Raw genomic sequence first — 12,509 nt, 5'->3', positions numbered from 1 at the left:
CGTCCTATATTGGTACTCGGTTGCCCTTGGCGACGCAGGATCAACAAACGGGGTTGTGACGATGAAGATGAAGTTCCTGGCGGGCGCGGCGCTGTCGGCGCTGCTGTTCGCCACGCCGGCGCTCGCCCAGAGCACGCCGGGCGATCAGGCCGAGCTGGTCAAGCTGCTCAAGGCGCAGGCCGAAGAGATCGCCGCGCTGCGCGCCCGTCTCGACAAGATCGAAGGCAATCAGGCCGCCGCGCCCGTGGCGCATGCCGCTGCACCGATATCGGTGCCGCAGGCCGCGCGGGCAAAGCGCACCAACGTCGCCAATGACGAGACCGTCGCCGACTCCTTCGCGCCGCAGCTCGCCCCCGTCGGCCTTGCCGACCAGAGCGTCGCCCAGGCCCGCGCGACCGCCAATGTCTCGAACGTCACCACCGAATGGCGCGGCGGCCTGCCGATCTTCCGTTCGGCCGACGGCAAGTATCTGTTCAAGATGCGCGGTCGTATCATCAACCATGTCAGCTCGACCTTCGGGTCGAACTATGACGCCCGCAACATCACCACCACCGGCGCCCGTGCGCTGCGTATCGGTATCGAGGGCGCGGTCGGCCCGCACTTCTTCTACCAGTTCGAAAACGACTTCGCCGACAACACCTCGGACGTCGGCACGATGTTCGTCGGCTGGCGCAACGATGTGGGCAAGGTCTCGTACGACGTCCGCTTCGGCAACATGTTCAACGACCGCAGCTTCGAAGGCTCGAGCGGGTCGGACGCGCCGCCGTTCCTCGAGCGCAACGTGGTCGCCACCTCGATCATCCCGCAGCGCGGCTTCTACGGCATCGCGCTGATGCCGCGCCTGTTCTGGAAGACCGGCCACGCTTCGGTGACGATCAGCGGCGACAGTGTCGACGCCAGCCAGGCGATCAACGACAGCCGCACCGTGCTGGCGCGCGCGCACTGGAACCCGTTCAAGACCGATCGGTCGATCGTCCATGTCGGCCTGTGGGGCTTCGACGAGGCGCTGTCGTCGCGCGGGCCCGGCACGCTGACCCGCAACACCGTGATCGGCGGCCGCTTCAACGGCAATCTGCGCGTGCAGACCGGCACGCTGGTCGGCGGCACCGGCACCACCGGCTATGGCGCGGAACTGGGCGGCTATGCCGGCCCGTTCTGGGTGATGGGCGAAGCCGGCAAGCGCGTCGCGCGCCTCAATGCCGGCCGTCCGGACTTCGAGAGCAAGGCGTGGAGCCTCTCCACCGGCTTCTTCGTCACCGGCGACCTGCCGCCGTACAACCCGCGCCTCGGCACCTTTGCCCAACCGCGCGTGTTGCGGCCGGTGTTCGATGGCGGCCCGGGCGCGATCGAAGTCCTCGCCCGCTACGAGAGCATCGATTATTCGGGCATCCCGAACGCGACCAAGGGCAATGCCGCGACGATCGGCACCAACTGGTATCTGGACAGCATCATCCGCCTCCAGCTGAACCTGATCCACTGGAACACCAGCAACCGCGCCGGCTCGTACACCGGCAAGGACAAGGGCGAGACGATCAGCGCCGGCTTCGGCGTCACCTTCTGATCCCCCCGAACCAGGCTGCGCGGCCGTCGCTTCCGATGGGAGCGGCGGCCGCAAGGCTGTTCAGGATCCGCTTGTCACCAGGGCGAGGATCGGCGATCCCGTGCCCGCGCCGCGCGCGCGGCAGGGGAGATGCACCGAATGACGACGCCCTTTTCACTGGTCGACGTGTTCCATGACGGCCCGTTCACCGGCAATCCGCTGGCGGTGGTGCAGGGCGGCGGCGAGCTCGACACGGCGATGATGCAGGCGATCACCCGCTGGTTCAACCTGAGCGAGACGGTGTTCCTGCTGCCGCCGAGTGTTCCCGGCGCCGACTATCACGCACGCATCTTCACGCTCGACCGCGAACTGCCCTTTGCCGGACACCCGACGCTCGGCGCCTGCCATGCCTGGTTGGCGGCGGGCGGCGTACCGGCCGCGGCGGATCGGATCGTCCAGCAATGCGGCGCAGGGCTGATCCCGATCCGCCCCGAGGGCGACCGCCTCGCCTTCGCCGCGCCGCCGCTGCTGCGGGGCGGACCGGTGGATGCGGAGACCCGCGCCAAGCTCGCCGCGGCACTGCGGATCGATCCGAGCGCGATCGTCGACGCTGCCTGGGCGGATAACGGACCCGGCTGGGTCGCCGTGCTGCTCGAGTCGGCGGAAGCGGTGCTGGCGGTGGAGCCGGTGCGGCATTGGGACGGTCCGCTGGACATCGGCCTGATCGGCCCCCACCCCGCCGGCGCGCCGGTGGCATGGGAAATCCGAACCATCTTCAAGGGCGCGTTCGGCGCGGTGATCGAGGATCCGGTGACCGGCAGCTTCAACGCCTCGGCCGCGCAGTGGCTCTATGAAAGCGGCCGCGTGACCGGCGGCTATGTCGCCGCGCAGGGCACCCGGCTCGATCGGCGCGGGCGCATCTTCGTCGAGTATGAGGCGGACGGCCAGGCCTGGGTCGGCGGGCGCAGCATGACGATCGCCGAGGGCAAACTGCCCGGTCTCAGCGCCCTCGCCTGACCAGCCGCGCGACGAGGGTGGTCGCCGTCACCTGGCCGGTGACGCTGGCGGTGGTGATGAACATGTCCGGGATTGCCGACACCGCGATGTAGAGCGGGATCATCGCCAGCGGCGCGCCGAGGATCTGCATGCCCGGCGCGTCGCACGCATAGAGGATCGCCGCCCCCGGCAGCCCCGGCGTGGCGATGCCCGCGATCACCGCCGACAGTCCGGCCAGCACCCATTGCACCGGCGAGGCATGCACGCCCGCGGCATGCGCGGCGAGAAACACCTCGATCACCGTGACGCCCGTGGTTGCCAGTCGAAAGGTGGAGATGGCGAGCGGCAGCGTGGTGCCTGCCACCTCCTGCGGTAGCTGAAGCCCGTTGAGCGCGACCTCCATCGATACCGGGGCAGTCGCCATCGACGAGCAGGTGCCCGCCGCGGTGGCCTGCGCCGGCACGATGCCGCGCGCGAACCGGCCGAGCGGCATTGCCCGCAGCGCGACGACGAGCAGGTAGCACATGCCGATCGCGAGCAGGCAGAAGAGGATCTCCGCCGCCACGTCGCGCGCCAGCACGCCGGCGACGCTCGCGCCTGCCGCCTTGCCCGCACCCATCGCCAGCACGAAGATGCCGATCGGCGCGGCAAGCAGGATCCAGTCGACGATTTGCGTCATCGCCTTGCCGAGTTCGTCGATCACGCCGGCGAGGCCGTTGCCGCCGGTGCGCGCAATCGCCACGCCCAGCAGCACCGCGAACACCACCAGCGGCAGCATCGCGCCGCTGGCCGCCGCCGCGATCGGGTTTTCGGGGAGGATGGCGAGGATCTGCTCCGAGGCGCTCGGCACGTGCGGCACCGCCGGCGGGCCGGCCGCAAGGAGCCCGGCGAGCGGGTCCGGGCCCAGCGGGAACAGCCACAGCACGATCTCCAGCGCGAGCCAGGCGAGCAGCGCAGCAAGCACCAGCATCGGCAGGAACACCGCGAAGCTGGTCGCGAGCAGCCGCCCGCCCTGGCCATGGCGCACCGCATTGACCACGCCCGTCACCACCAGCGCGAATACCAAGGGCACCAGGGTCATGGTCAGCGCGCGGATCCAGAAGGCGCCGACCGGCGCGACCAGGTCGATCCACGGCACCAGGAACGCGCCCGCGGGCCAGCGGGCGGCAAAGCCGAGCAGCACTCCCGCCAGCAGCGCGCCGATCACCAGCGCCGTCTTCGCCATATCCCGTCCCTTTCCTGATCCGGGGCGGCTGATGGCGGCAGCGTCCGGCATATGCCAGAGGCTTTTTTCGCCTCGGCCCTCAGGCCAGACGCGCGCGGGGTCGCGCGACGAAGTCCGCGAGCGCAGAGACGCCGCCGACCACGACATGCGTCGCCAGCATCAGCGTCGCGACAAACAGCACCGCGCCGGCCAGCCCAGCGGAGTCGCCGAGCAGCGCGACGATCAGCGGCGCAAGCAGCGCCTCGCGCGCGGGGACGAAGGGCAGACGCGACATCATCATCCGCAGCGTCCCCACCAGGAACAGCGCCGCCACCGATATTGAGGGCAGCAGCAGCTTCCACAGCAGCGCAGTAAGCACCAGGCTGAGCAGGATGCGGGCGGTGTGGATTCCGATCGTCACCGCCAGCTGCCGCGGCGGCAGCGCGAAGACGAAGCGCCGGAAGAGAAAGATAGCCAGCGACGACAGCACGATCGTCGCGGTAGAGATCAGCAGCGTGGTGAACAGCGTGCCCTGGGCCAGCCCCTGGACGATCGGCGCGTTGAGCACCAGCATCGCGAGCGTGACGAGGTTGCCCGCCAGCGCCGAGGTGACCGCCACGTCGCGCAGCGTCTCGAACGGCCGCCCTTCGGGACCGAGCGTCCGCCGCGCCCAGACATAGAGCTGCGCATCGCCCGAATAGCCGAGCACCACTTCGTTCGCGGCCTGTTTGCGCAGCAGCGCCGGAAAAGCGGCGGCGCCCAGGCCCCAGATGCGGCGCAGGATCAGCCAGTCCATGAACGGCGACAGCACATAGGTCGCGACGAAGCACAGCCAGAACAGCGGGTTGGTGGGCGTCTGGGTGAGCACGGTGAAGTCGAGCCCATCAAGCTGCCAGAATACTGCGGCCAGGATGATTGCCGAGAACGCGAGGCCGATGATCGCGAGCAGCCGCTCCCGCGTCGTCGTGGAAAGCGATGCATAGGCGGCACGTACCGCCTGCACGGGGGATTTCATGCAGGAACCTCTTGCTCCCTCGGCATCGGCCGGCGGGCGGCGCGCGCTTCCGCCGCCGCGACGAACAGCGCCAAATAATCCTGTGCCGAACGCTCGATGGTGAAACGCCGCAGCGAGGCGAGCAGCGCCGGCCGATCGGGCGCGGCGCAGGACGCGGTACGGATCGCCTCGGCGAGCAGCGCCTCGTTCTGCGGCACGATCGTGCCGAACCGGCCTTGGCCGAGCAGGCTGCGCAGGCCGGCACCGCAATCGGTGGAGACGACGGCGAGGCCCGCGGCCAGCGCTTCGATCACCACCGCCGGCACGCCTTCGTAGCGCGAGGACATCAGGAGCACGTCATAGCCGTGCAGGTGCGCGGGCGCGTCCGCGACATGGCCGGCAAAGCGCACGCGATCGGCGATACCGAGCGACGCGGCCAGCGCCTCCAGCGCGGCGCGTTCGGCGCCGTCGCCGAAGATCGTCAGCGTCTCGCCCGGCTGCACCGCGCGCGCGAAGGCGCGCAGCATCAGCGCAAAATGCTTTTGCGGCACCAACCGGCCGATCGCGACGAAGCGGCGCGGCCCGGCGGGGGGCGCGGCGCGCTGGGGAAGCAGCTGCGTGGCGCAGATCGCCGGATCGTGGACGACATGGCCGCGCTGCGCCATCACCGGCGGCAGTTCGGGCAGCATCGCCTCGTCCATCACCACCCAGCTGCGCGCGCATCGCGCCTGGATCCGCAGCCACAGCCGCCAGAAGAAACGCCCGACCGGGTTAAGGTCGCGCCGCGCGAGATCGTTGCTGACCTTGACGACGATCGGCGGGCAGCGCCGCCCAAGCAGCAGCGTCATCGCCACGGCAACGATCGTGTAGGTGGACCCGGCGACGAACAGCACGTCGGGCCGCAGCCGGCGAATCGCGGCGGGCAGCGTGAGGATCATCCACAGCGTTTCCCAGCCGCCCTGATGGGTGCGGGGCTGGCGCGGGATTTCATGGCCGATATCGGCAAACTCGCCGCGCATCGCCCCATCCTCGCGGCCGAGGAACAGCGGCGCGTCCACCCCCATGGCGCGCCAGTGGCGAACCAGCCGCAGTGCCACGCGCTCCACGCCGCCCGGCGCGAAGCTGTGCAGGAAGGTGAGAACGCGGATTCGTCCGCTGCTACTATGTGGCGACAATCGCGGATCCCCTTGCCATCATTGCGATCGTCCCGCCAACTTGCCAGCTTCTATTCGACCCGGACACTAAGGAGCACCCCGCATGCTCCGAAGTCTCCGCGTCATCCCGCGGCAAGTTCAGCGACAACAATCCACATCGTCATGACGACGCCGATGCGCGGGATCCGCACCACCGACTGAAAATCTTTTTCGGGTGCCGCGTGCGGCGTGAGATCGATACGCCGGAAAGGCTGCCACGCCAAGCCGCAAGCGCAATCAGGCTCCGCGCGTCCCGGCCGCCACAGATCGCCATGCTGCACCGAGGTACGAATGCGCCCTGCCCGTAAAGCAAAAACCCCGCCAAGCCGGTGGCTTAGCGGGGTCTTTGATGGTGGGCGCGGCAAGGATTGAACTTGCGACCCCTGCGATGTCAACACAGTGCTCTACCACTGAGCTACGCGCCCGAAACTCGGGAAGCGCGCCTCTAGCGAGGGTCAGCCCCCCGCGCAAGCGCTAATTTCAATTCAGCCCCACATTCTCCGATTCGAACATCCGGTCGACCTCCAGCACCAGGTCGCGCAGGTGGAACGGCTTGGAGAGCACGCGGGCCTGCGGCACCTGCTTGCCGGCGCGCAGCGTCACCGCGGCGAAGCCGGTGATGAACATCACTCGCATCTCCGGCGCAATCTCCGCCGCGCGCTGGGCGAGCTCGATCCCGTCCATCTCGGGCATCACGATGTCGGTGAGCAGCAGGTCGAATCGCTCGGCCTCGAGCAGCGGCACCGCCGCCGTCCCGCGATCGACAGCGCTGACCGCATAGCCCGAACGCTCAAGCGCACGGGAGAGGTATTCGCGCATCACGCGGTCGTCCTCGGCCAGCAGAATCCGGATCATCTTCACCCCATCGGTACCAACCGCTCGGTCCTTATGCGGCAAGACCTTAAGATTTTCCAGCCGCCGCACCGTATGATTTGCCCACGCGAGCGCCCGGGCCTAGGCTGGCAGGGTGACTAGCGCCGCCAGCTTCGATCGCCATGGCCCGGCTCTGCCGGGAAGCCCCGTGGTGCTCTCCGCCCCGCATGGCGGGCGCGACTATCCGGAGTCGCTGCTCGCGGCGCTGCGCGTCTCCCCCACCGTGCTGCGCGCCCTGGAGGACCGCCATGTCGACTCGCTGGCGCTGGGCGCACGGCGCGACGAGACGCTGTTCGTCGCCACCCGTGCCCGCGCCTGGATCGACCTCAACCGCGCCGAGCATGAACGCGACCCCCAGATCGACGACGGCGCGCATCTGATCGGCCGGCCGCTCTCGGCCAAGGTGCGCAGCGGGCTGGGACTGGTGCCGCGGCGCGTGGGCACGCTCGGCCAGCTCTGGCGCGGGCGCTTCGCTGCCGAGGACGTGACGGCCCGCATCCTTGCCGACCATCGTCCCTATCATCTTGCGCTCGGCGAGGCGCTGGCGGCGGCGCGGGCGCGGTTCGGCATCGCGCTGCTGCTCGACATCCATTCGATGCCGCCGCTGGGGTCGCCCGAGAGCGCACCGCGGCTGGTGATCGGCGATCGCTTCGGCCGGGCCGCCGCTGCGCGTTTCGGGACGCGGGTGGTGGCGGTGGCGCGGCAGCACGGCATCGCGGTCGCCGCCAACACGCCCTATGCCGGCGGGCACATCCTCGAGCGGCACGGCGATCCGCGGCGCGGGGTGCATGCGCTGCAGCTCGAAATCGATCGGTCGCTCTATCTGGACGCGGCGCTGGATGCGCTGGGCCCGGGGGCCGAAGCGGTAACGGCACTCCTCCGCGCGATCATCGACGCGCTCGCCGACGAAACCCTGCCCGGCGCCCTCGCCGCCGAGTGAAACGCCCATAAAAAACCACCCCGTGGTTACCCACGAGGTGGCCAAGGTTCAGGGAGGAGACACGCCCGAAGGCGCGTCGCACGGCATCGCGAAAGGGGGGACACGAGCCGTACCTACAAGATATAGAGCGCGGGCGATCGAGTTCAAGGCAACTCATCGCAGAAGTTCTTCGATTAAACGGCGGGGATGTTTTTGTGGCCGCGGGGCGGCTGGAGATGCCCGACGGTCGCGGACAAATCTTAAGCCCCTCCTCCTTGGAGGAGGGGTTTGGGGGTGGAGGGATTCCAGAATGCCTGTTGGTCTCTGTGAGACTCTGCCCCACCCCGAACCCCTTCCCCTAAAGGGGAGGGGCTTAAATAGGATCAGCCGACCAGCTGGACCTCGGGCTGCCAGCCCGAGCGCATCTGGCGGGCGAACAGCTCGCGCATCTGCGCCAGCGAGAAGAGGTGGGCGTAGATCAGCGGCAGCATGCCGTTCTGGACGATCTTGCGCAGCTGGTCGCCGCGCATCTCGTTCAGCTTGTTCTCGTCGACCATCATGAAGCCGCGATAGATGAAAGGCTGCGCGGCGCCGTCCGGCTGAATCGAGACTTCGCCGTCGATCAGTAGGTTCATGTCCTTCAGCTCGCGCATGAACTGGCTGGTGCGGGCGCCGGCCGTCTCGAACTGCTCGTTGAACTGCAGGATGTTCTTGGTGATCTCGCTCGGCTCGCCATTTTCGAACAGGGCCTCGCCCTCCTCGAACTTGCCGATCACGTCCGAGGTCGGATCGAAGCACAGCGACAGCTCGTCGCTCTCCGGGCGCAGGCGCGCGAGCAGGAACGGGTAGCGGCGGATATAGGCCGGCACGTAGAAGTTCGGGTCGACCAGCTTGCCTTCGGCGTCGAAGAAGGTGTTCACGCCTTCGTTCAGGCCCATCAGCGCCAGCGGCACGGGATCCTCGCCCACCGAGAAGACGATCGGCATGAAGCGCTGCACCAGCGGGAATTCCTCGACGGTCACCGGCACGGCGTGCTGGTTGGCGAGGAACGGCGCGCGGTCGGTCGAACGCGAACGGAAATCGGCATGGACCTGGCTCGAAAGCGGTTCGAGCTGATTGTAGAACAAGGGAAGCGACTGCTGCGGCGCGCTGGCCATGAGGATCTCCTGAGAACTTTTTTCGTCGAAAGGCGTTTCAACCGGCCCGCGGTCTATTTGCTGGCGGTGGTCGGCGCAAGCGCGACCAGCTTTCCCGGATTGAGAATCAGCTTCGGGTCTAGCGCCGCCTTGATCGCGCGCAGCGCCGCCATCCGCGCCGGAGTCGACAAGCGCGCGAGTTCGTCGCGCTTCATCTGGCCGATGCCATGCTCGGCCGAGATCGACCCGCCCGCGGCCACCACCATGTCGTGCACCAGCCGGGTGATGTGCGGCGCCTCCTCGGCATACCAGCGGTCGCGATCGACGCCCTTGGGCGCGCGGACGTGGAAATGGACGTTACCGTCGCCTAAATGGCCATAGGCGATCGCATGCGTGCCGGGGAAGCGCGCCTCGGCCTCCGCTCCGCCTTCGATCATGAAGCGCGGCATGTCCTCGACCGGCACCGAAATGTCGTGCTGGACCGCCGGCCCGGCCGAACGCTCGGCCTCGGAAATCGAATGGCGGATGCGCCAGAAACCCTCGGCCTGCGCTTCGCTCGCGGCGATCACCGCGTCCTGCGCCAGTCCCGCCTCGAAGGCTTGGGCGAGCATCCGCTCGAGCACCGCCGCGGGCGCCTCGGCGGTGGGATCGCTGGTCACCGCCTCGATCAGCACGTGCCAGCGATGCGTGCCGGAGAGCGGCAGGCGCGTGCCCGGCACATGCTCCAGCACCAGCGCGACGGTGTCGTCGGGCATGATCTCGAAGCTTTCGACCATGTCGGTCGCCGCCTGCAGCCGGCGCAGCAGGGTGAGCGCCCTGGCCGGGCTCTCCAGCCCCACCCAGGCCACCGCCCGCGCCGCCGCGGCCGGTACCAGCCGCAGCGTCGCGGCGGTGACGATGCCGAGCGTCCCCTCGGCCCCGACCAGCAGCTGGTTGAGGTCGTAGCCGCGATTGTCCTTCTTCAGCGCCGACAGCCCGTCATGCACCGATCCGTCGGGCAGCACCGCCTCGACGCCGGCGACCAGCGCGCGCATCGTGCCGAAGCGCAGCACCTGCACGCCGCCGGCGTTGGTCGATACCAGCCCGCCGATCGTCGCACTGCCCCGCGCGCCGAGATCCAGCGGGAAGCGCCGCCCCGCAGCTTCGGCAGCGTCGCGGAAGGTGCCGAGAATCACCCCCGCTTCCGCCACTGCCAGGTTGGCATCGGCATCCATGCGCCGGATCCGGTTCATCCGGCGCGTCGACACCAGCAGCGCCGATCCGTCCGCCGGAGGAATCGCCCCACCCACCATGCCGGTATTGCCACCCTGCGGCACCAGCGCGACGCCGAGGTCATTGGCAAGCGCCACCAGCGCGCTGACTTCCTCGGTCGAGGCGGGGGAGAGAATCGCGGGCGCCGCACCGTGGTAGCGTCGGCGCCAGTCGGTGAGCCAGGGCTCGATGTCCTGCGGATCAGTGGTGACCGCCTTGGGGCCGAAGCGTTCGGCGGCAAAGGCATTGATGCGCTGCTGCTCGGGTGTCATGATGGTTGCGCACTAGCATGGTGTGCGGCAGTTCATCCACCGTTCAAGCCCATGGCTCTACCGTCCCATCCCACCATGTTGAAACTGCCGATCGCCGCTGCCGGCCTTGCGCTGCTGCTCGCCGCCCCCGCGGCGCGGCCGGCCATGGCCGTCGATGCCGCCATGGCGCCGTCTTTCCAGCAGCATGTTTCGATCCACGTACCGCGCATGACGGTGACGACCACGACGATCGTCGTCCGCGAATCCCCGGCGATGGTCGAGCGCCACGCCAAGAGCTGCGTCGAGGTCGGCCGCATCCAGGGCTTCACCGTCAACGCCGCCGACAGCGTCGACCTGATCCTCGAGGACGGATCGCTGCTCCGCGCCAAGCTCGGCGCCGAATGCCCGGCGCTCGGCTTCTATTCGGGCGCCTATCTGAAGCCGACCAAGGACAGCAAATTCTGCGCGGGACGCGACGCGCTGCGTTCCAGATCGGGTAGAACCTGCCCCGTTCAGGCCTTCAAGAACCTCGTTCGCGCACGGTGAAGCTTGACTTTTGCGGCTGAATCCGCAAGCGCCATGGCTTCTGTAAAGGTGCATAGCAACGCGCCCTATTTCCGGACATTTGCATGAGCTTTGCCGACCTCGGCCTTTCTGACGACCTTCTCCGCGCGGTAACCGACGCCGGCTATACCGAGCCGACGCCGATCCAGCGGCAGGCGATCCCGTCGGTGCTGATGGGCAAGGACCTGATCGGCATCGCCCAGACGGGCACCGGCAAGACCGCCGCCTTCGTGCTCCCGATGATCGACGTGCTCGGCGAAGGGCGCACCCGCGCGCTGATGCCGCGCTCGCTGATCCTCGAGCCGACGCGCGAGCTGGCGGCGCAGGTCGCCGAGAATTTCGAGAAGTATGGCGTCAACCACAAGCTCTCGATGGCGCTGCTGATCGGCGGCGTGCAGATGGGCGACCAGGTCAAGGCGCTGGAAAAGGGCGTCGACGTCCTCATCGCCACCCCGGGCCGGCTGATGGACCTCTATGGCCGTGGCAAGATCCTGCTCACCGGCTGCAGCCTGCTGGTGATCGACGAGGCGGACCGGATGCTCGACATGGGGTTCATCCCCGATATCGAGGAAATCTGCACCAAGCTGCCCAAGGTGCGTCAGACCCTGCTCTTCTCGGCGACGATGCCGCCGCCGATCAAGAAGCTGGCGGACCGCTTCCTCACCGATCCCAAGACGATCGAAGTGGCGCGCCCCGCCACCGCGAACATCAACATCACCCAGCGCATCGTCCAGGTGCCGGCCACCGCGCATGTGAAGCGCGACGTGCTGCGCCGCCTGCTGCAGCAGGATGAGGTCTCCAACGCGATCATCTTCTGCAACCGCAAGACGACCGTGCGCGACCTGAACAAGAGCCTGAAGAAGCACGGCTTTCGCTCGGCCGAAATCCACGGCGACATGGACCAGTCGGCCCGCATCGCCGAGCTGGACCGGTTCAAGAATGGCGACGTCAACATCCTCGTCGCCTCGGACGTCGCCGCGCGCGGCATCGACGTGAAGGGCGTGAGCCACGTCTTCAACTTCGATGCGCCCTGGCATCCCGACGATTATGTCCACCGCATCGGCCGCACCGGCCGCGGCGGCGCGACCGGCATCGCCTATACGCTGGTGACGCCCGAAGATGCCGAGAACATCGTCGAGATCGAGAAGCTGACCGGCCACAAGATCGAGCGCGTACCGAGCCCCGTCGCTTCGGACGGCAGCGAGGATGCGCCCGCGCCCAAGCGTGAACGCGGCAAGAAGCGCGAGACCAAGAAGGCCGAGCCGCGCCGCGAGGAAGCTGCCGCCGAGGCACCGGCCAAGCCCAAGTCCCGTCGTGCCGCCCCGGCGCGCGAGGAAGCCGCTGCAGCGCCCGCACCGCGCGAGGAAAGCCGCGCCCGTCAGCAGCGCGAGGAGCGCCCGGCCCGTGACGAGCGTCCCGTCCGCGAGGAGCGCCCAGCCCGCGCCGAGCGCCCGGTCCGCGACGAGCGTCCGGCCCGCGACGACCGCCGTCGCCGCCGCGACCAGGATGACGGCCCCGACGACGGCTGGAACGGCCCGATCCCGGACTTCCTCAACTACACGATCGACGCCTGAACCGGCGCGGGTGC

General features: G+C 68.6%; 11 protein-coding genes and 1 tRNA gene. 5 read left to right on the top strand and 7 right to left on the bottom strand.

Annotated elements, in window-relative coordinates; genetic code table 11:
• Positions 1-61: 61 nt before the first annotated feature.
• Positions 62-1,561, top strand: coding sequence for an OprO/OprP family phosphate-selective porin (locus tag BM009_RS17195; RefSeq protein WP_093298062.1), 1,500 nt, complete (start codon positions 62-64; stop codon positions 1,559-1,561).
• A gap of 138 nt (positions 1,562-1,699) precedes the next feature.
• Entirely contained in the window at positions 1,700-2,557 is an 858-nt protein-coding gene (locus BM009_RS17190; protein ID WP_093298061.1) for a PhzF family phenazine biosynthesis protein, read from the top strand.
• Here BM009_RS17190 and BM009_RS17185 read toward each other — a convergent pair.
• The 5 genes from BM009_RS17185 to cpdR all read right to left on the bottom strand — a co-directional run bounded on the left by BM009_RS17185 (position 2,541) and on the right by cpdR (position 6,782).
• On the bottom strand, positions 2,541-3,761 hold the full coding sequence (locus BM009_RS17185; protein ID WP_175488094.1) for a dicarboxylate/amino acid:cation symporter: 1,221 nt from the start codon (positions 3,759-3,761) through the stop codon (positions 2,541-2,543). The two genes, BM009_RS17190 and BM009_RS17185, sit on opposite strands and share 17 nt — an antisense overlap.
• A gap of 79 nt (positions 3,762-3,840) precedes the next feature.
• Positions 3,841-4,755 (bottom strand): hypothetical protein, encoded by a 915-nt coding sequence (locus tag BM009_RS17180; protein WP_093298059.1) that lies wholly within the window; start codon positions 4,753-4,755, stop codon positions 3,841-3,843.
• Entirely contained in the window at positions 4,752-5,909 is a 1,158-nt protein-coding gene (locus tag BM009_RS17175; protein WP_254772338.1) for a glycosyltransferase, read from the bottom strand. The genes BM009_RS17180 and BM009_RS17175 overlap by 4 nt, the downstream gene beginning before the upstream one ends.
• 368 nt (positions 5,910-6,277) lie before the next feature.
• Positions 6,278-6,352, bottom strand: a tRNA-Val gene (locus BM009_RS17170).
• A gap of 55 nt (positions 6,353-6,407) precedes the next feature.
• Positions 6,408-6,782: a cell cycle two-component system response regulator CpdR gene (gene cpdR / locus BM009_RS17165; RefSeq protein ID WP_093298212.1), complete on the bottom strand. Its 375-nt coding sequence runs from the start codon at positions 6,780-6,782 to the stop codon at positions 6,408-6,410.
• Positions 6,783-6,894: 112 nt separating this feature from the next.
• Here cpdR and BM009_RS17160 point away from each other — a divergent pair, with 112 nt between their 5' ends.
• Entirely contained in the window at positions 6,895-7,740 is an 846-nt protein-coding gene (locus BM009_RS17160) for an N-formylglutamate amidohydrolase (RefSeq protein WP_093298057.1), read from the top strand.
• Positions 7,741-8,102: 362 nt separating this feature from the next.
• On the opposite strand, the gene BM009_RS17155 is transcribed toward BM009_RS17160, so the two are convergent.
• Both BM009_RS17155 and BM009_RS17150 read right to left on the bottom strand, forming a co-directional pair.
• Complete coding sequence (locus tag BM009_RS17155; RefSeq protein ID WP_093298056.1) at positions 8,103-8,876, bottom strand: SapC family protein; 774 nt, start codon at positions 8,874-8,876, stop codon at positions 8,103-8,105.
• 53 nt (positions 8,877-8,929) lie between these two features.
• Complete coding sequence (locus BM009_RS17150) at positions 8,930-10,378, bottom strand: FAD-binding oxidoreductase (protein WP_093298054.1); 1,449 nt, start codon at positions 10,376-10,378, stop codon at positions 8,930-8,932.
• Between the two features lie 75 nt (positions 10,379-10,453).
• Here BM009_RS17150 and BM009_RS17145 point away from each other — a divergent pair, with 75 nt between their 5' ends.
• Both BM009_RS17145 and BM009_RS17140 read left to right on the top strand, forming a co-directional pair.
• Positions 10,454-10,903, top strand: coding sequence for a hypothetical protein (locus BM009_RS17145; RefSeq protein WP_093298053.1), 450 nt, complete (start codon positions 10,454-10,456; stop codon positions 10,901-10,903).
• A gap of 83 nt (positions 10,904-10,986) precedes the next feature.
• Entirely contained in the window at positions 10,987-12,495 is a 1,509-nt protein-coding gene (locus tag BM009_RS17140; RefSeq protein ID WP_093298052.1) for a DEAD/DEAH box helicase, read from the top strand.
• The last annotated feature ends 14 nt before the right edge of the window (positions 12,496-12,509 follow it).

The sequence above is a fragment of the Sphingomonas sp. NFR04 genome, assembly GCF_900114095.1.
GTDB lineage: Bacteria > Pseudomonadota > Alphaproteobacteria > Sphingomonadales > Sphingomonadaceae > Sphingomonas.
Note: the sequence above shows the minus strand (reverse complement) of the source record. Positions and strands in the feature narration are given on the sequence as shown.

Bases quoted from the DNA above. Each gene is read 5' to 3' on its own strand.
- BM009_RS17195 (WP_093298062.1), top strand. From the start codon at position 62: ATGAAGATGAAGTTCCTGGCGGGCGCGGCGCTGTCGGCGCTGCTGTTC.
- BM009_RS17190 (WP_093298061.1), top strand. From the start codon at position 1,700: ATGACGACGCCCTTTTCACTGGTCGACGTGTTCCATGACGGCCCGTTC.
- BM009_RS17185 (WP_175488094.1), bottom strand. From the start codon at position 3,761: ATGGCGAAGACGGCGCTGGTGATCGGCGCGCTGCTGGCGGGAGTGCTG.
- BM009_RS17180 (WP_093298059.1), bottom strand. From the start codon at position 4,755: ATGAAATCCCCCGTGCAGGCGGTACGTGCCGCCTATGCATCGCTTTCC.
- cpdR (WP_093298212.1), bottom strand. From the start codon at position 6,782: ATGATCCGGATTCTGCTGGCCGAGGACGACCGCGTGATGCGCGAATAC.
- BM009_RS17155 (WP_093298056.1), bottom strand. From the start codon at position 8,876: ATGGCCAGCGCGCCGCAGCAGTCGCTTCCCTTGTTCTACAATCAGCTC.
- BM009_RS17150 (WP_093298054.1), bottom strand. From the start codon at position 10,378: ATGACACCCGAGCAGCAGCGCATCAATGCCTTTGCCGCCGAACGCTTC.
- BM009_RS17145 (WP_093298053.1), top strand. From the start codon at position 10,454: ATGTTGAAACTGCCGATCGCCGCTGCCGGCCTTGCGCTGCTGCTCGCC.
- BM009_RS17140 (WP_093298052.1), top strand. From the start codon at position 10,987: ATGAGCTTTGCCGACCTCGGCCTTTCTGACGACCTTCTCCGCGCGGTA.